We start from the raw sequence: 16,679 nt of genomic DNA on the forward strand, positions 1-16,679 counted from the left end.
GGTTGGTTTCTGCTTGTGCGGCGCAGCAGTCGCCGCGCAGGGAGATCGATAATCCCGAGGGCACAGAGCGGCCATCAAGCGACGTTTGCCTCTGCCAATGACTGGACGTTTGGGCGTCTGCTTCGCACCCCTCAACGGACCTCCAAGCGCGGTTCTGTACCAAGACTATTCACAACAAAAAGCGCCTCGAATGCTGCCGTGAGATGGCGGTAGGACGAATGGTCGCAGCCGGTTTAAGCCTGTTGTGGACAGCTGGGAGGGCAACCTGCTGGATTCAGCACGGGCATATGTGGCAATTTTTTAAAGGCTGTTTCCGACTCGCCGCGACGGGCAATGCGCTCAACGGTGTGGACTTCAACAGATTGCACGATTGATGACTACCGCTACCAAAACTTCATGACAGCGTGGTCGGCAGGCGGATGCGTGCCATAATCCGACACATGCCTTCCGTGTGCGCCATGCGGAAATGGCTGTCATGCTATCGGACGGAAAGGTAAGGGCCATGGATCATCCGAGTACCACCGTGACGCTGCCAATCGTCACTTCCGGGCCGACGCTGTGGTTCTCGGCATACGCGGTCGGGTGGGGCTATTGCGCCTTTTCACTGAAGTCCGAAGTGATTTGCGAACAACTTGGCGCTGCCGATGGGACATCGAGACAGTTGCTGCTTGCGTTTGAATTGGGCAAGCGGCGGATCTTGCATGCGGTCGAGCGGAAAGAATTGCCGCAGACAGGCGAACGGATCCCGCTCCCGGCGAAGGATCTGGCGCAACCCGGCGTTCGTGAGGTGGAAACGACGACGGCCGCCTGATGGTCGCTATCGCGTCCCACCGCCGCACTCAATCCATCAGCGCTTTCCCGGAGGCGTCCTTGATTTTCGCCTTCCATTGCTTGCGGATTTCGGCGACGACCGGATCCGGAAGCGAGATGTAGTCGAGATCCGTGGCGGCCTGGTTGCCATTGCTGAACGCCCAGTCGAAGAACTTCAGCGTTTCCTTTCCCTGTTCCGGCTTGACCTGCTTCGTGTACAGCAGCACGAACGTCGCGCCGACGACCGGCCATGCTTCCTTGCCCGGCTCGTCCGTCAGGATCTGGTAGAACGACTTCGACCAGTTCGCGCCGGCCGCAGCGGCCTTGAAAGTTTCCGTTTTTGGCTCGACCACCGTGCCCATCGAGTTCTTCAGCGCGGTGTAGGTCATGTTGTTCTTCTTCGCGTACGCCCACTCGACGTAGCCGATCGCGCCCGGCAGGCGCTGCACGAAGGCCGCGACGCCGTCGTTGCCCTTTCCGCCCGTGCCCGTCGGCCAGTTGACCGTCGTGCCTTCGCCGATCTTCGACTTCCACTCGCCGTTGACCTTCGACAGGTAGTTCGTCCAGATGAAGCTCGTGCCCGAGCCGTCCGCGCGGCGAACGACGGCGATGTCCGTATCCGGCAGCTTGACCTTCGGGTTCAGTGCGGCGATCGCCGGGGCGTTCCACTTCTTGATCTTGCCGAGGTAGATATCGCCTAGCACCGGGCCCGACAGCGTCAGCTCGCCTGACTTCACGCCCGGCACGTTGACGACCGGCACCACGCCGCCAACCACCGTCGGAAACTGGAACAGGCCTTCCTTCGCGAGTTCGTCATCCTTCAGTGGAGCGTCCGAACCGGCAAAATCGATCGTCTTCGCATTGATCTGCTTCAGGCCGCCCGACGAGCCGATGCCTTGATAGTTGACCCTGCCGCCGCCCGCTTTCTTGTACGCATCGGCCCACTTTGTGTAAATCGGTGCTGCAAACGTACTCCCGGCACCGGTGATATCGGCAGCTTGAGCGGCGGTGGCAACAAGAGCGAGGGCGCAGGGAATCAGGATCCGGATGTTCATGTATCACCTCCTGTCTGCGGTCGGCACGCTGGCCCGCATGTTGGTTCCGATCTAGAAGTCTGATTTATCGAGCTGGATGTGCCGGCCGTCGCTCGGCAATGCATGTCGATTGACCGCGATCGTGATCTTCTCGCGATTGCTTTCAAATGCGGTGAGCAGCTGCTCGGGGGTCGCCGCGTTTGCGCCGAGCTTGTCTCGAATGATGTCGGACGGGAGCTTGATCGCAACGTACCCCCAACCGGTGCCATAGGCAGAGAACGACAGGCTCAGATCGTCGCAGACGATTGGGCATGTCAGACGAGTGGCGGAGTCTGTCATGGCGCGCGGCGAGTGGTCTCGCATCGGAGGGTGATAGGAGTATTGCATCTGGATGTGAAAACTCAAGGCGCGTGCAACTGCCGGAAACGTTCAGTTCCCGTCACTTGCCGCGATGGAGGCCAACGCTCGATCGCCGTCGCGTTGGGCAGTGTCTTCAGCGGAAAAGATGTGCTCGCTGAATGCAATCAGTTTGAAGCCGCTTCCCATGGAGCGAGGAACCGTGATGCCCCAATGCCAACCCCCGTCTTGTTCGAATACGTGGAGGGCGGGGGATGTCTGGCTCGGTGCTGGCGAAGAAGTCGTCATGGCGTGTTCTCCCGTCATGGGGCGACTGCGGGGTTGCGACATCGAAGGCGCGAACTCAGTCTACGGGCATTCTTGTTGCGCTGCAATATTCCGGTTGCTGTAAAAATTCCGACACGTCAGGCGTCACAATTTTGAAACGACAATATGCAAAGCGAGAGCTTGCTGGCATATTGATGTGATGATTGTGATTCTTCGGAGGCTTCATGGACAGCGGTTCGCTTGTTTGGGCCGGAGTGCCGCACAACAGCGATGGCGTGGTCTTTCAGGTTCGTGTTGGGCGCGGACTTCAGCGTTTTCATATCGCGCGGACGGTTCTTGAAAAGGTGCTCGATCTTGAGCGATTGGCGTCCGATGCGCGACAGCTTGAATGCTTTTATGAGCAACTGAGCCCGATTCTGGGCGTCGCCCGGAAAGCGCGCTCGAAGGCCAAGGCGGATACTGTCTCGCTGAACATTGCCGATTTCTTGCGAACGAGCAAGGCGCGCGCCGTGCAGGATTCTGTGGCGGTAACGCGGTGAGCGCCATAGAGAGGTTGATAGGCGTCAAGCCTGGGAGGCTACCCTCGTCGCACACTATCCTATGACTGCGTTCACTCGGAATTTGCGAAGGTGCTGCGATGGATCTCCCGTCTTCAAGCGCAACAACGCCAGCGTCTGAGAAAGGGCCCAGTTACCGGGCGGCCGGTGCCAGCCAAAGCCTCGAAATTTCGGGGGCCACCGTCGCAGAGGCGTTCGTGCTGTCAGCGTCATCTACCGCTCACGAAGCAGTGCGATGGGCTGCTCAACTCGATCCACAAGAAGATCCGGAGGTGTTTCATAAGTTGCGGGTTGCCCTGCGGCGCATGCGGTCGCTTTGGTGGGCATATGGTCCGTTGCTTGACAAACGGGATGCTGCGAACTGGCGTGCCCAATTTAAAACGCTCGCCAACATTGCAGGCAAAACGCGAGACTGGGACATTTTGCAGGGGCTGCTGACCCAATACGAAGCGGCCAAGCATCCTCGTGTATCGCTGCTGATGTTCGTAGCCAGTTGTCGTAGAGACGCGGCGTTGTTCAGTTGCAAGGCGATACGAGAGGCGGATGTTAAGCACGCACTTGACCGTGCTGTCGAAAGCGCTAGGCGTCAACTGACCACCTCTGCCGAGACGCCTGCATTCGAACAGTTCATCAGGAGCCGCGTGCTTGTGGCGGAACGCGCCATGGAAAAGCGGCTCAGGCGTGCAACATTGCACGGCGAGTCGAGTTATGCGGCGCTCCACGAAGTCCGAATTGCGGGAAAGAGATTGCGGTATCTGCTCGAGTTTTTCTCACCAGTTCTTGATATTGGCCACCGCGAGACGATCAAACGATTGAAGGCTGCCCAAGACGAGCTGGGCGAGCTGAACGACGTCGTGGCGAGCGAGGCGCTGCTTCAAGAATACGGGCCTCAATTTGGCCAGCGCGAAATGGTGGATGCGGCTGTCAGCTATCTTCACGATCAAAAAAAACGACGTGTGCACCGCGCGTACGAAACGCTACGCCATTCTCGATAGCTCGAAAATTACTCAACCAGACGAATCTGCTGCGATCAAGATGAAGCCGTTGCGATATCAGGCGTGATTGATAGCGCGAGATGTTCGCAGGACGCCTGTCTGGCTGACGCAACCAACGAGCGGCGGTTGCTACCTGGAAGCGGACTGTGCGATAGAAGGAGTCCGACGGCTGTTGAGGGTCGATAACGGTCGAAGGGGGCATTCCCTGACTGGCTCAATCGGGTGGCATGCGCCGCATGTTCCGCAGATGCCCAAGACGCTCGATTTTCGCGATGTAGCATGGATGGCGAACGTCAACCGCTGAATCCGATTACCCGATTTGCTTGAACTTCCTCATCGTTGGCTCGCGGATCACGGTCGTGGAATTGGCAGCATGCCGATACGGGCTCGGTGATATATCTGCAACGCGCCGAGCACGGTTACCAAACCAACCTGCTATATGAGAGGAAAGGAAACCCGGCTTTGTGTGTCAGGTGCCGGGAACCCCGCGCCAGCAGCCCATCCTGAGGTTTCGCCGCGTCGGTGGCGGATGTTGCGCTCAGGCCCGCAAGTACGAGCGTACATCCAAAGGGCGGGGCGCTGCGACGTCTGGCGGAATGAGGAGGTGCATCGCTGGTTGGCGGATCCGTTGACCTATCGTGCCGAATAGGCTGCTTGCTTGTGATCCCACAAAAGAAGCAGCCCCTCAGGTTCTCTGAGGGGCTGGGTTTCACCACTCTCGTCCGTTACTTATCCTTCTTCTTGCGAAGAACGATGCGGAACGGCTGGCCATTAGGACGGCGAATCACCTTCCCTTTGACCGTAATGGTCATCCGATAGATGACCTGCTCGTCGTTGTTGTCGCTTTTGGACATATCAATGCTCCGAGGCGCACCCAACATCCAACTTGACATTTGACAGACACCAACTCCGTGACTATCATGCAGGTCGCCACAACCAAGCAGTCAAGACGCGTCGCTCATGGGCACTTTGAGTCTTCGCGTTTTCCCCAAGGGTCGAAAGCGTTCGCAGCGCTATCGACCCTTATTACTTTCCGAACGGAAAATCGAACAAGCCTTGCTGCCACTTCGGTTCGATCACCCGTCGCTTGACGAGATTTTCGATCCGGTAACCCGCTGCTTGATCACTAGTTCCGCATGCCTGTGCAAGTTCATGCGCCGAACGGGCCTCACGGCAAGCTTCAATCGACATCATTACGGCTGCGGTCAGCGCCTTGGCTTGCCATTCGGAGTCCTCGCAGAACTGATGCTGTCCGAGGATCGCCCCTCGATGCAGAGTCACATGGTGCCGAAGCACGATATGAGCCAGTTCGTGGATCACCGTGCTTCGTGAGAACGGCGAGTCGTCGAACAAGCCTTCGTACACATCCTCGCGCAGTACTACGATGTTGCGCTCGGGGATCGTGAAGGCTGCGCAGTCTTTCAAGTCGTCGACGGCCTCGATCATGTAGTTGTATCCGGCTCGGGGCAGCGTCTGCTCCAGCACGCGGACACAATCGATTGCCATACTCGAGCGTCCCGTGCGCGACAGCGTCGGCAGGAGCGGCCGCAGATCCTTCGCGGCCCGCTCGAGCTTCTCATAGCTGGTGGGCGCTACCTTCATCCCCGACGGGGTGCGCGCGCCTTGCGTGGCGGTTCCAAGTGTCGTCATTTACTCTTCACCTCTTTCTTCGCAATCCACTCGTGAATTTCCGGCGTCGGGACTCCGCCTTCCTGCAGTCGCCGAGCAAATGCAGCGACCAGCCCGCGAGCGTCCGGCGTAAGCGCCTCCAGCGCCATTACGTCCTTTGAACGCGCTGCGGCGTCACGCAAGTTCGCCAACTCTTCGTCGGTTGCGCGACCGCGGAAAAATGCCAGTGCGGAATCCACGTGTTTCTGCAGCAGGCGACGCTCGCCATACTCAATGCCGCTGAGATACGACGAACTGATTTGCATTGCCTCTGCCATGGACTTCAGCGATGCGTCGTACCGCATCCGAAGGTGGCGAACCGTTTCGCCAAAGGGTGTAAGTTTCATGGCATGTCCTCTCCCGGTAAGGGTGTTAGCTGGATTGTATAGCAATTCACAAATTTGTGAATAGATTATCTCGAATGAGAAGGCATTCGCTGTGTTGCGTAATGGCAACGCTCGCCTGAATTGCTTCGGTCGGTGGAAATCTCGATCGAGAGCGACGGCGCGGAAGGGTTTCATGCTCCATCTGGTCCGCGAAGGTCGCGTCGGGCAGCGTCATTCTTTTGTAAGGCGAAATGCTCTCGACACGGATGCCGTCGCGTTCTACCTTGTTGCCGCATTGATCGGGATGACGTCTGCGCCTGCTTTGAGCCGGTCGAGGTAGTCAGCCCACAGCTGCATCATTTCTCGACGCTGGGGCAGGTGGGCGGTGCGGTTGTACGCGCGCCCGAGTGGGTCTTTCACGGCATGCGCGAGCTGCGCCTCGATGATTGCCGCGGGTAGGCCCAGCACCTCATCTAGGATCGTGCGGGCCATCGCGCGGAAGCCGTGACCGGTCATCGTGTCGCCGTCATAACCCAGCCGGCGCAGCGCGCCATTGATCGTGTTGTCCGACATAGGGCGATCTTTTGTCCGGACGCTTGGGAACAAGAAGCGACCATTCCCCGTCAGTGCGCGCAACTCGCGCAGAACCGCGACTGCCTGAGATGACAGCGGCACGATGTGAGCGCCTCCGGATGCCTTGCCCTGTTTGGTGCGCTTCATTCGGTCGCTCGGAATCTCCCAGACCCCGGCGTCGAGATCGAGCTCGGCCCACTCGGCGGCGCGCAGTTCGCCGGGCCGTTGAAAGAGCAGCGGGGCGAGGCGAAGGGCGCATATCACCGGGAAGGTGCCTTGGTAGCCGTCGATCGCGCGCAGCAACTCGGCGACCTGTTTCGGATCGGTGAGCGCGGCCATGTGCTCTTGCTGCACCGGCGGCAGCGCGCCACGAAGGTCGGCGGTCACATCGCGCGAGGCGCGGCCGGTCGCTACCGCATAGCGGCACACCTGGCCGATGTTCGCGTGCAGGCGATGGGCCGTTTCGAGCGCGCCGCGCTTTTCGACCCGGCGCAGCACGTCGAGCACGTCGGGCGGCGCGAGGTCGGCAATCGGCTTGCCGCCTATCCACGGAAATGCGTCTACCTCAAGGCGGCGCAGGATTCGGGAGCCGTGGCTTTCCGACCATGACGATGCGTATTTTGCGTGCCACTCGCGAGCAATGGCCTCGAACGAATTTTCGGCATTGAGGCGCTGGGTGCGTTTCTCTGCCTTCTTGGACTCTCCGGGGTCTATGCCCGCGGCCAGCTTCTCGCGCGCCTCGTCGCGCTTCTTGCGTGCCGCTGCCAGCGACACATCCGGATAGACGCCGAGGGCCAGAGTTTTGTCTTTGCCGTTGAAGCGGTAGTTGAGTCGCCAGTATTTCGCTCCGGACTGGACGATCTGGAGGTACATGCGTCCGCCGTCGGAAAGGCGATTGCCGGTGCCGTCCGGGTTGTAGCGGGCGTTCCTGATCTGTGTGTCGGTGAGCGGCATGGTGGTATCGGGGGCGGTGGTATAGCAAGATGCCACCGAAAATACCACCCGATACCACCGGCTGTCCATGGAACATACCGGAACACTCTGGAATGAAAAAACCCGCGAAGCCTTGAGCCATCGCGGGTTTCTGTACTTCCTGGGAACACTTCGGAAGAAAATTTGGTGGAGGCGGCGGGAATCGAACCCGCGTCCAGAAGCGCTCCACGACTAGTTCTACATGTTTAGTTCAGTCATTTGATTTAACCGCAGCGACGCGGACGAACACGCTGCACTACGGCGATTCGCTAGGTTTTCGACCCTGGCGTCGCGACGCCGACAGGGCTTAACTGACGTAAATGACCTCTGGCGGTATTGCTACCGGTCTTGCGACACTAGCCCGTCAGTGAACTAGGCAGAGGACGGCGGCCGTTAGGCTGCCAGTGCGAACGTATCGTCGTTTGCAGTTACGATTTTCCCATTGATTAACGAGGTGACGGGTCCTCGACATGCCCTAGCCGCTTCACAACCCCTGTCGAAACCAGGTCGCCCCCGCGGATAAGATCAAACATTATAGCCCAACATCGCGCAACAGTTCGCGTAGTTCCTGCGTCGAGCCGACGAGATGCTGCGCCTGCCAGTCGGCCGGCGCGGCACCGTCGCCGCAGTAGCCATAGGCAGCCGCGACGGTTGCCATCCCTGCAGCGCTGCCGGCCTGGATGTCGCGAAGGTCGTCGCCGACATAGACGATGCGCTCGGGCGCGAGCGTCATCTGTCCGGCCGCGTGCAGCAGCGGGGCTGGATGCGGTTTCGAGTGCGGCGTTGTGTCGCCCCCGACGATGCAGGCCGCGCGCGGCGCAAGGCCGAGCAGGTCGGCGAGCGGCGCGGTGAGGCGCATCGCCTTGTTCGTGACGATGCCCCAGCGCACGCCGCGCGCATCGAGTTCGTCGAGCACGTCGCCGATGCCGGGGAACAGCACGGTGTGCACGCAGATGTCCGTCGCGTAATTGGTCAGGAACTCGTCGCGCATCGCTTCGTAGCCGGCCGATTGCGGGTCGATGCCGAATGCGCCGCCAAGCAGGCCGCGCGCGCCGGCCGATGCCAGCGGCCGCAGCACGTCGAGCGACGTTTCGGGCAGGCCGCGCACGCGCTGCATCTTGTTGACGGCGGCGGCGAGATCGGGCGCCGTGTCGGCGAGCGTGCCGTCGAGGTCGAACAGCACGGCATCGCAGTGCAGCAGGCGCGGCTCGTCGAGTGCGGGCCGCCCGGTCGAAAGGGGAGTCGTCATGCCGGTCGGAAGGTCACGCGCCGCGGCGGCACGCGACGAGATAGTTGATGTCGGTATCGTTCGACAGCGCGAAGCGCTTGCCGATCGGGTGATAGGTGATGCCCTTGATCTCCACGATATGCAGATCGGTCCCGCGCACGAAGCTCGCCAGTTCCGACGGGCGGATGAAGCGCGCGTAGTCGTGGGTGCCCTTCGGCAGCATCTGCGCGATGTACTCCGCACCGATCACTGCGAACAGGTAGGACTTCAGGTTGCGGTTCAGCGTGGAGAAGAACACCCAGCCGCCCGGCTTCACGAGCGTCGCGCACGCGGCGACGACGCCGGCCGGCGACGGGACGTGCTCGAGCATTTCCATGCACGTGACGACGTCGTAGGTGCCCGGCTCGCGTTCGGCAATCGCTTCGGCGGCGATCGCCTCGTAATCGACCGTGATGCCGCTTTCGAGGCTGTGCAGGTCGGCCACGCCGAGCGCTTCGGTCGACAGGTCGATGCCTTTCACCTGCGCGCCGAGTCCGGCCATCGATTCGGACAGGATGCCGCCGCCGCAGCCGATATCGAGCGCGCGCTTGCCGGCGAGGTGCGCATGCGAATCGATCCAGCCGAGCCGGACCGGGTTCAGGTCGTGCAGGGGCTTGAATTCGGCATTCGGATCCCACCACCGATGGGCGAGGTCGCTGAATTTCTGGAGTTCGTGCGGATCGGCGTTGGTCATGTCGGCAAACGGGCTACGGAAGGAGGGCGATGCGTCGGTACGTCAGCCCCGAGTATATAAGGGGGCGCACAACGAGGCCAGCGAGCGCCTGGGCGGGCGTCAAAGAAAAAGCCCCGCCGGAGCGGGGCTTTGAAGCAGTCGAAAACCGCGGCTTACTGTGCCGGAACGGTCGTCTTCTGGACTTCTTGCGTACCGACCACTTCGACTTCCACGCGGCGGTCCGGTGCGAGGCAGGCGATCAGTTGCTTGCGGTTCTTCTGGTTGCAGCCCGTCGTGACCGGGTTGCGCTTGCCCTTGCCTTCCGTGTAGATCTTGTTGGCCGGGACACCCTTGCTGACCAGGTACGACTTGACGGCTTGCGCACGGCGCAGCGACAGACGGTCGTTGTACTTGTCCGAACCGATGCGGTCCGTGTAGCCCGTAGCGACGACCACTTCCGTGTTCATGCCCTGGATCTTCGAAGCCAGTTCGTCCAGCTTTTGCTTGCCCAGCGGCTTGAGCGTTGCCTTGTCGAAGTCGAACAGTGCGTCGGCTTGATACGTGATCTTCTGGCTCGTGATTGCCGGAGCGACCGGAGCGACCGGTGCCGGTGCCGGTGCCTGGGCGACCAGTGCGCCATCGCACTTCGCGTTGGCGGTGGCCGGCGTCCAGAACGCGTCACGCCAGCAGAGCTCGTTCGTGCCGTTCATCCACACCCATTCGCCCGTGCCGTTCACCCAGTTGTCGTTGACGGCTTGACGCGACGCCGGCACCGACTGTGCCGAAGCGGATGCAGCCATAACTGCGGTAGCTGCAATGAACGCGAGCTTTGAAAGTTTATTCATATTTCTCCTCTCGAAATTGAGATTACCGCAGGTTTACTGCGAGCCTGTTGACGGTGACAAGTCATACATTGCTCGAAGTATAACATTGGTGCGGCACAAAAAACGCGGCACCGCTCTGTGTAGACTTCGAGCAGCGTCTAACTTTCAGTGCGTTGGCATTTTGCCATATCGTTCCCTTCCTACGAAAAAAAATCCTCCCCACCCTAAGATCGCTTCAACTTTGTGGTGCATGCGCAACACCGGCCTGCCGTAACTTTTAGAGATTGTCAAGAGTGGGTCCGCGAAATTGCGCGAAAGGCCGCAAATGTTTACCCGCGTGCGCGACTCGGATCCGCGCGGCCCCCGAGCCGCCTGAAGGGGCGCGATCGCGGCCGGTTCGCCGTGCTGCTGCCGTGGTCGCGATTTTTGCTGTTTACATATAGAGGGGGTGGCGAATCGGCGGCTGATGGGCGCATGTTAGAATCTCGCGTTGCGTTGCGCATGCAGCGCCCACGCGAAAGGCGTTCGCCGTCTTCGCTCCGAAACGATACGGATACATGGATCAATTCGCCAAAGAGACCCTGCCCACCTCCCTAGAGGAGGAAATGCGCCGTTCGTATCTCGATTACGCGATGAGCGTGATCGTCGGACGTGCCCTTCCGGATGTCCGCGATGGCCTGAAACCCGTGCACCGGCGCGTATTGTTCGCGATGCACGAACTGAACAACGACTGGAACCGCGCGTACAAGAAATCGGCGCGTATCGTCGGTGACGTGATCGGTAAGTATCACCCTCACGGCGATACCGCGGTGTACGACACGATCGTGCGGATGGCGCAGGACTTCTCGCTGCGCTACATGCTGATCGACGGGCAGGGCAACTTCGGCTCGATCGACGGCGACAACGCCGCGGCGATGCGTTACACCGAAATTCGCATGGCGAAGATCGGTCACGAGCTGCTCGCCGACATCGACAAGGAAACGGTCGACTTCGAGCCGAACTACGACGGCAACGAGATGCAGCCGTCGGTCCTGCCGTCGCGCATCCCGAACCTGCTGATCAACGGCTCGTCGGGCATCGCGGTCGGCATGGCGACCAACATCCCGCCGCACAACCTGAACGAAGTCGTCGACGCGTGCCAGCACCTGCTGGGCAACCCGGAAGCGACGATCGACGAGCTGATCGAGATCATCCCGGCGCCGGACTTCCCGACGGCCGGCATCATCTACGGCGTCGCCGGCGTGCGCGACGGCTACCGCACCGGGCGCGGCCGCGTCGTGATGCGCGCGGCCACGCACTTCGAGGAGATCGACCGCGGCCAGCGGATGGCGATCATCGTCGACGAGCTGCCGTACCAGGTGAACAAGCGCTCGCTGCTCGAGCGCATTGCCGAGCTCGTCAACGAGAAGAAGCTCGAGGGCATCTCCGACATCCGCGACGAGTCCGACAAGAGCGGCATGCGCGTCGTGATCGAGCTGAAGCGCGGCGAAGTGCCCGAAGTGGTGCTGAACAACCTGTACAAGGCGACGCAGCTGCAGGACACGTTCGGTATGAACATGGTCGCGCTGGTCGATGGCCAGCCGAAGCTGCTGAACCTGAAGGAAATCCTGCAGTGCTTCCTGTCGCATCGACGCGAAGTGCTGACGCGCCGCACGATCTACGAACTGCGCAAGGCCCGCGAACGCGGCCACGTGCTCGAAGGTCTCGCGGTCGCGCTCGCGAACATCGACGAGTTCATCGCGATCATCAAGGCCGCGCCGACGCCGCCGATCGCGAAGCAGGAACTGATGGCGAAGCCGTGGGATTCGTCGCTCGTGCGCGAGATGCTGATGCGCGCCGAGACCGAGAACGCATCCGCGGGCGGCCGCTCCGCGTACCGTCCGGAAGGCCTGAACCCGGCGTTCGGGATGCAGACCGACGGGCTGTACCGTCTGTCCGACACGCAGGCGCAGGAAATCCTGCAGATGCGTCTGCAGCGCCTGACCGGTCTCGAGCAGGATAAGATCATCGGCGAGTACCGCGAAGTGATGGCGCAGATCGCCGACCTGCTGGACATCCTCGCGCGCCCGGAGCGGATCACGACGATGATCGGCGAAGAGCTGACGTCGGTGAAGGCCGAATTCGGCGACGCGCGCCGCTCGAAGATCGAGCTGAACGCGACCGAGCTGAATACCGAAGACCTGATCACGCCGCAGGACATGGTCGTCACGATGTCGCACGCGGGCTACGTGAAGTCGCAGCCGCTGTCCGAGTATCGCGCGCAGAAGCGCGGCGGTCGCGGCAAGCAGGCGACGCAGATGAAGGAAGACGACTGGATCGAGACGCTGTTCATCGCGAACACGCACGACTACATCCTGTGCTTCTCGAACCGCGGCCGCGTGTACTGGGTCAAGGTCTATGAAGTGCCGCAAGGCTCGCGCAACTCGCGCGGCCGTCCGATCGTCAACATGTTCCCGCTGCAGGAAGGCGAGAAGATCAACGTCGTGCTGCCGGTCAAGGAGTTCTCGGCCGACAAGTTCGTGTTCATGGCGACGTCGCTCGGCACCGTGAAGAAGACGCCGCTCGAGGCATTCAGCCGCCCGATGAAGAAGGGCATCATCGCGGTCGGCCTCGACGAGGGCGATTACCTGATCGGCGCCTCGATCACCGACGGCGCGCACGACGTGATGCTGTTCTCCGACGCCGGCAAGGCCGTGCGCTTCGACGAGAACGACGTGCGCCCGATGGGCCGGGAAGCGCGCGGCGTGCGCGGCATGCAGCTCGAGGACGGGCAGCAGGTCATCGCGCTGCTGGTTGCCGGCAGCGAGGAGCAGACCGTGCTCACCGCGACCGAAAACGGCTACGGCAAGCGCACGCCGATCACCGAGTACACGCGTCACGGCCGCGGCACGAAGGGGATGATCGCGATCCAGACGTCCGAGCGCAACGGCAAGGTCGTCGCCGCGACGCTCGTCGACGCCGAGGATCAGATCATGCTGATCACGACCGCCGGCGTGTTGATCCGGACGCGTGTGTCCGAGATTCGCGAAATGGGGCGCGCCACGCAAGGTGTTACACTCATCAGTCTCGATGAGGGTACCAAGCTCTCCGGCCTGCAGCAGATCGCGGAAGCCGAAGAGGGCGATGGCGAGGCCGACGAGGCGTCGGACGGCGAAGCCTGAAGAACGGATGAGACTCGAGCCGCCGCGGGCGAAAAGCGCCGCGGTCGGCGAGCAACCATTCATATTTCCAAAAGGGAGTGATGATGCAAAAGCAATTCAAGCAACTGGTTCTGCTGGCTGCACTGGTGCCGACGTTCGCGATGGCGCAAGCGCTGTCGAATTCCGCACCGGCTGCGACCGCGGCAGCTGCGCCGATCGACGCCGACAAGAAGGCAGCGATCAAGGATCTGCTCGACGCGATCGACGCGCCGAAGCTCGTGTCGGCTATCGGCAACAGCGCCGAGATGCAGGCAAAGCAGCTCGTGCCGGCGATCCTGTCGGACGCGCTGTCGGAAAACAAGTCGCTGAACGACAAGCAGAAGCAGGCTGCCGTGCCGACGCTGCAGAAGAACGCGGTGCCGAAGCTGGTTGACGGCGCGGGCAAGGTGTTCGGCTCGCAGCAGTTCCAGAACGACGCGATGTCGGCTCAGTACGACGCCTATGCGAAGTACTACAGCACGTCGGAGATCAAGGATCTGACGACGTTCTACAAGAGCCCGACGGGCCGCAAGTTCATCCAGGTTCAGGATCAGGTCGGCCGCGACGTGGTCAACGGCCTGATGCAGAAGTACATGCCGCAAGCGATCCAGGCGACGCGCGCGCAGGCTGACAAGGAAGTCGCGGCAGTCAAGCCGGGCAAGTAAGCCGTCCGGGCACGCCGCCCGGCCGTTCGGCCGGGTTTGGCGGGAGCCTGATGACAGTGCGATAATGGCCGTTTGCGCGCGAGCGCAAGCGGCCATTTCTTTTCAGGCGCGGTTCTTTCTGCCGGCGGCAAGCCGGTCGCAAGCCGGTCGCGTCCCTCCCGAGGTTTTCACGATGCGCGTCTTTAATTTCTCCGCCGGTCCTGCGGCGCTCCCCGAGGAAGTGCTGCGGCAGGCCGCCGACGAAATGCTCGACTGGCACGGCAGCGGCATGAGCGTGATGGAGATGAGCCATCGCGGCAAGGAATTCATGTCGATCCACGAGGCGGCGCTGACCGACCTGCGCGACCTGCTCGATGTGCCGGCCAGCCACCGGATCCTGTTCCTGCAGGGCGGCGGCATCGCCGAGAACGCGATCGTGCCGATGAACCTGCTCGGCGCGCGCAAGACCGCCGACTTCGTCGTGACGGGCTCGTGGTCGCAGAAGTCGTTCAACGAAGCGAAGAAATACGGCACGCCGCATCTGGCCGCCTCCGGCAAGACGGCCGACGGTTTCACGCGCGCGCCTGCCCGTGCCGAATGGCAGCTGTCGGACGATCCGGCCTACGTGCATCTGTGCACGAACGAGACGATCGACGGCGTCGAGACGTTCGAGATTCCCGACCTCGGCGACGTGCCGCTCGTCGCCGATGTCTCGTCGCACATCCTGTCGCGCCCGATGGACGTCGCGAAGTACGGCGTGCTGTTCGGCGGCGCGCAGAAGAACATCGGGATGGCCGGCGTGACGGTCGTGATCGTGCGCGAGGATCTGCTCGATCGCGCGCTGTCGATCTGCCCGTCCGCATTCGAATGGAAAACCGTCGCCGAGAACAACTCGCTGTACAACACGCCGCCCACCTATGCGATCTACGTCGCGGGCCTCGTGTTCCAGTGGCTGAAGCGGCAGGGCGGCCTCGAGGCGATCGAGGCCCGCAATATCGAGAAGGCGAAGCTGCTCTACGACACGATCGATGCGAGCAGCTTCTATCTGAACAAGGTCGAGCCGGCGGTGCGTTCGCGGATGAACGTGCCCTTTTTCCTGGCCGACGAAACGCGCAATGAAGACTTCCTTGCCGGCGCAAAGGCGCGCGGGTTGCTGCAGCTGAAGGGCCACAAGTCCGTCGGCGGCATGCGGGCGTCGATCTACAACGCGGTGCCGCTCGAGGGCGTGCAAGCGCTCGTCGAGTACATGAAGGACTTCGAACGGCGCGGCGCCTGACGGCGGCGCTGTTCAAACAGCACGGCAAAACGCATGGACGACGAACTGAATTCCCGCCTGAAACCGCTGCGCGACCGCATCGATGCGATCGACGCGCAGCTGATCGCGCTCCTCAACCAGCGCGCCGCGGTGGCGCTCGAGGTGGGCGAGGTCAAGAAGCATTTCAATGCGCCGGTGTTCCGGCCGGAACGCGAGCTGCAGGTGATCGCGCGCCTGCAGGACATGAGCGCGGGGCCGCTCGCGAGCGAGCACATCAGCGCCATCTGGCGCGAGATCATGGCCGCGAGCCGCGCGCTCGAGCAGACGATCCACGTCGCGTTCCTCGGGCCGGTCGGCACGTACAGCGAACAGGCGATGTTCGAGTATTTCGGCCAGTCGATCGAGGGGCTGCCGTGTCCGTCGATCGACGAGGTGTTCCGCTCGGTCGAGGCGGGCGCGTCCGCATTCGGTATCGCACCGGTCGAGAATTCGACCGAAGGCGCGGTGTCGCGCACGCTCGACCTGCTGCTGCAGACGCAGTTGCTGATCAGCGGCGAACTCGCGCTGCCGATCCATCACAACCTGCTCACGCAGAACGGCACGCTCGACGGCGTGAAGCGCGTCTGCGCGCATGCGCAGGCACTCGCGCAATGCCAGCAGTGGCTCGCCGCGAATGCACCGCAGCTCGAGCGGCAAGCGGTGTCGAGCAACGCGGAGGCCGCGCGTCTCGCGGCGGCCGACCCGAGCGTCGCGGCGATCGCGGGCGACCGCGCGGCCGCGCACTACGGGCTGCAGATCGCGTTCTCGCTGATTCAGGACGATCCGCACAACCGCACGCGCTTCGTGATCATCGGCAAGCAGCCGGCCGGACCGAGCGGTCACGACCAGACCTCGCTGATCGTGTCGGTGAAGAACGAGCCGGGCGCGGTGTTCAAGCTGCTCGAACCGCTCGCGCGGCACGGGGTGTCGATGACCCGCTTCGAGTCGCGCCCGGCGCGCGTCGGCACGTGGGAGTATTACTTCTACATCGACATCGAAGGGCACCGGGACGAGCCAGCCGTGGCCGCCGCGCTCGCGGAGCTCGGCCAGAAGGCCGCGTTCCTGAAGGTACTCGGTTCGTATCCGCGCGCGCGCTGACGCGCAGCGGCCCGTCGCCTGCACCGCGCAGGCGGCGCGGCGAAGCGGGCAGGGCAGGCCGGGCGGCGCTGCCCAAGGCGGGCTCGGGCGGTATCCGGTGCAGGTCGTGCCGGGTGCGGGCCCGTCGCCCGGAATCTGGAC

17 protein-coding genes and 1 other RNA gene are annotated in these 16,679 nt (G+C 62.2%); 7 read left to right on the plus strand and 11 right to left on the minus strand.

What is annotated here, in order from left to right; genetic code table 11:
• Positions 1 to 502: 502 nt before the first annotated feature.
• Complete coding sequence (locus U4Z64_RS26050) at positions 503 to 811, plus strand: hypothetical protein (RefSeq protein WP_321821482.1); 309 nt, start codon at positions 503 to 505, stop codon at positions 809 to 811.
• Positions 812 to 839: 28 nt separating this feature from the next.
• Here U4Z64_RS26050 and pstS read toward each other — a convergent pair whose 3' ends face one another.
• From pstS to U4Z64_RS26065, 3 genes are all read right to left on the minus strand, one after another.
• Positions 840 to 1,865, minus strand: coding sequence for a phosphate ABC transporter substrate-binding protein PstS (gene pstS / locus U4Z64_RS26055; protein WP_321821483.1), 1,026 nt, complete (start codon positions 1,863 to 1,865; stop codon positions 840 to 842).
• A 51-nt stretch (positions 1,866 to 1,916) separates the two neighbouring features.
• Positions 1,917 to 2,183 (minus strand): hypothetical protein, encoded by a 267-nt coding sequence (locus U4Z64_RS26060; protein ID WP_321821484.1) that lies wholly within the window; start codon positions 2,181 to 2,183, stop codon positions 1,917 to 1,919.
• Between the two features lie 90 nt (positions 2,184 to 2,273).
• Positions 2,274 to 2,489: a hypothetical protein gene (locus U4Z64_RS26065; protein WP_321821485.1), complete on the minus strand. Its 216-nt coding sequence runs from the start codon at positions 2,487 to 2,489 to the stop codon at positions 2,274 to 2,276.
• A gap of 203 nt (positions 2,490 to 2,692) precedes the next feature.
• Between U4Z64_RS26065 and U4Z64_RS26070 the strand changes: the two genes are divergently transcribed.
• Together U4Z64_RS26070 and U4Z64_RS26075 are read left to right on the plus strand one after the other, a co-directional pair.
• Entirely contained in the window at positions 2,693 to 3,007 is a 315-nt protein-coding gene (locus U4Z64_RS26070) for a hypothetical protein (RefSeq protein ID WP_082160917.1), read from the plus strand.
• A 98-nt stretch (positions 3,008 to 3,105) separates the two neighbouring features.
• A complete protein-coding gene (locus tag U4Z64_RS26075) occupies positions 3,106 to 4,020 on the plus strand; it encodes a CHAD domain-containing protein (RefSeq protein ID WP_321821486.1) in 915 nt (304 codons plus the stop codon).
• A 725-nt stretch (positions 4,021 to 4,745) separates the two neighbouring features.
• Here the strand turns inward: U4Z64_RS26075 and U4Z64_RS26080 are convergent.
• From U4Z64_RS26080 to ompA, 8 genes are all read right to left on the minus strand, one after another.
• On the minus strand, positions 4,746 to 4,874 hold the full coding sequence (locus U4Z64_RS26080) for a hypothetical protein (protein ID WP_279609951.1): 129 nt from the start codon (positions 4,872 to 4,874) through the stop codon (positions 4,746 to 4,748).
• 172 nt (positions 4,875 to 5,046) lie between these two features.
• A complete protein-coding gene (locus U4Z64_RS26085) occupies positions 5,047 to 5,670 on the minus strand; it encodes an ImmA/IrrE family metallo-endopeptidase (protein WP_321821487.1) in 624 nt (207 codons plus the stop codon).
• Complete coding sequence (locus U4Z64_RS26090) at positions 5,667 to 6,209, minus strand: helix-turn-helix transcriptional regulator (RefSeq protein ID WP_321821488.1); 543 nt, start codon at positions 6,207 to 6,209, stop codon at positions 5,667 to 5,669. The genes U4Z64_RS26085 and U4Z64_RS26090 overlap by 4 nt, the downstream gene beginning before the upstream one ends.
• Before the next feature lie 84 nt (positions 6,210 to 6,293).
• Complete coding sequence (locus U4Z64_RS26095) at positions 6,294 to 7,541, minus strand: tyrosine-type recombinase/integrase (protein WP_175891466.1); 1,248 nt, start codon at positions 7,539 to 7,541, stop codon at positions 6,294 to 6,296.
• A gap of 163 nt (positions 7,542 to 7,704) precedes the next feature.
• Positions 7,705 to 8,074: a transfer-messenger RNA gene (gene ssrA / locus U4Z64_RS26100) on the minus strand.
• Positions 8,075 to 8,091: 17 nt separating this feature from the next.
• Positions 8,092 to 8,808, minus strand: coding sequence for a phosphoglycolate phosphatase (gph, locus tag U4Z64_RS26105; protein ID WP_044844844.1), 717 nt, complete (start codon positions 8,806 to 8,808; stop codon positions 8,092 to 8,094).
• A 13-nt stretch (positions 8,809 to 8,821) separates the two neighbouring features.
• Positions 8,822 to 9,520, minus strand: coding sequence for a bifunctional 2-polyprenyl-6-hydroxyphenol methylase/3-demethylubiquinol 3-O-methyltransferase UbiG (gene ubiG / locus U4Z64_RS26110; RefSeq protein WP_044844843.1), 699 nt, complete (start codon positions 9,518 to 9,520; stop codon positions 8,822 to 8,824).
• A 152-nt stretch (positions 9,521 to 9,672) separates the two neighbouring features.
• The gene (gene ompA, locus U4Z64_RS26115; RefSeq protein ID WP_044844842.1) at positions 9,673 to 10,344 is read right to left on the minus strand and encodes an outer membrane protein OmpA; all 672 of its coding nucleotides are present in this window, start codon (positions 10,342 to 10,344) and stop codon (positions 9,673 to 9,675) included.
• A 536-nt stretch (positions 10,345 to 10,880) separates the two neighbouring features.
• On the opposite strand from ompA, the gene gyrA reads away from it, so the two are divergent.
• The 4 genes from gyrA (at position 10,881) to pheA (ending at position 16,538) form a co-directional block, all read left to right on the plus strand.
• Entirely contained in the window at positions 10,881 to 13,484 is a 2,604-nt protein-coding gene (gene gyrA / locus U4Z64_RS26120) for a DNA gyrase subunit A (RefSeq protein ID WP_321821489.1), read from the plus strand.
• 83 nt (positions 13,485 to 13,567) lie between these two features.
• Positions 13,568 to 14,167: a DUF2059 domain-containing protein gene (locus tag U4Z64_RS26125; RefSeq protein ID WP_044844860.1), complete on the plus strand. Its 600-nt coding sequence runs from the start codon at positions 13,568 to 13,570 to the stop codon at positions 14,165 to 14,167.
• Positions 14,168 to 14,339: 172 nt separating this feature from the next.
• Positions 14,340 to 15,422, plus strand: coding sequence for a 3-phosphoserine/phosphohydroxythreonine transaminase (gene serC, locus U4Z64_RS26130; protein WP_321798323.1), 1,083 nt, complete (start codon positions 14,340 to 14,342; stop codon positions 15,420 to 15,422).
• Positions 15,423 to 15,455: 33 nt separating this feature from the next.
• Positions 15,456 to 16,538: a prephenate dehydratase gene (pheA, locus tag U4Z64_RS26135; protein WP_321798325.1), complete on the plus strand. Its 1,083-nt coding sequence runs from the start codon at positions 15,456 to 15,458 to the stop codon at positions 16,536 to 16,538.
• Positions 16,539 to 16,679: the final 141 nt, after the last annotated feature.

Origin of the sequence: Burkholderia sp. BCC1996 (assembly GCF_905339955.1) — a bacterium.
Lineage (GTDB): Bacteria > Pseudomonadota > Gammaproteobacteria > Burkholderiales > Burkholderiaceae > Burkholderia.

Excerpts from the sequence above, each read along its gene's own strand:
- gph (WP_044844844.1), bottom strand. The coding sequence starts at position 8,808 with ATGACGACTCCCCTTTCGACCGGGCGGCCCGCACTCGACGAGCCGCGC.
- serC (WP_321798323.1), top strand. The coding sequence starts at position 14,340 with ATGCGCGTCTTTAATTTCTCCGCCGGTCCTGCGGCGCTCCCCGAGGAA.
- U4Z64_RS26070 (WP_082160917.1), top strand. The coding sequence starts at position 2,693 with ATGGACAGCGGTTCGCTTGTTTGGGCCGGAGTGCCGCACAACAGCGAT.
- pheA (WP_321798325.1), top strand. The coding sequence starts at position 15,456 with ATGGACGACGAACTGAATTCCCGCCTGAAACCGCTGCGCGACCGCATC.
- U4Z64_RS26085 (WP_321821487.1), bottom strand. The coding sequence starts at position 5,670 with ATGACGACACTTGGAACCGCCACGCAAGGCGCGCGCACCCCGTCGGGG.
- U4Z64_RS26075 (WP_321821486.1), top strand. The coding sequence starts at position 3,106 with ATGGATCTCCCGTCTTCAAGCGCAACAACGCCAGCGTCTGAGAAAGGG.
- U4Z64_RS26090 (WP_321821488.1), bottom strand. The coding sequence starts at position 6,209 with ATGAAACCCTTCCGCGCCGTCGCTCTCGATCGAGATTTCCACCGACCG.
- U4Z64_RS26065 (WP_321821485.1), bottom strand. The coding sequence starts at position 2,489 with ATGACGACTTCTTCGCCAGCACCGAGCCAGACATCCCCCGCCCTCCAC.
- U4Z64_RS26125 (WP_044844860.1), top strand. The coding sequence starts at position 13,568 with ATGCAAAAGCAATTCAAGCAACTGGTTCTGCTGGCTGCACTGGTGCCG.
- ompA (WP_044844842.1), bottom strand. The coding sequence starts at position 10,344 with ATGAATAAACTTTCAAAGCTCGCGTTCATTGCAGCTACCGCAGTTATG.
- pstS (WP_321821483.1), bottom strand. The coding sequence starts at position 1,865 with ATGAACATCCGGATCCTGATTCCCTGCGCCCTCGCTCTTGTTGCCACC.
- U4Z64_RS26095 (WP_175891466.1), bottom strand. The coding sequence starts at position 7,541 with ATGCCGCTCACCGACACACAGATCAGGAACGCCCGCTACAACCCGGAC.
- ubiG (WP_044844843.1), bottom strand. The coding sequence starts at position 9,520 with ATGACCAACGCCGATCCGCACGAACTCCAGAAATTCAGCGACCTCGCC.
- U4Z64_RS26060 (WP_321821484.1), bottom strand. The coding sequence starts at position 2,183 with ATGACAGACTCCGCCACTCGTCTGACATGCCCAATCGTCTGCGACGAT.
- gyrA (WP_321821489.1), top strand. The coding sequence starts at position 10,881 with ATGGATCAATTCGCCAAAGAGACCCTGCCCACCTCCCTAGAGGAGGAA.
- U4Z64_RS26080 (WP_279609951.1), bottom strand. The coding sequence starts at position 4,874 with ATGTCCAAAAGCGACAACAACGACGAGCAGGTCATCTATCGGATGACC.
- U4Z64_RS26050 (WP_321821482.1), top strand. The coding sequence starts at position 503 with ATGGATCATCCGAGTACCACCGTGACGCTGCCAATCGTCACTTCCGGG.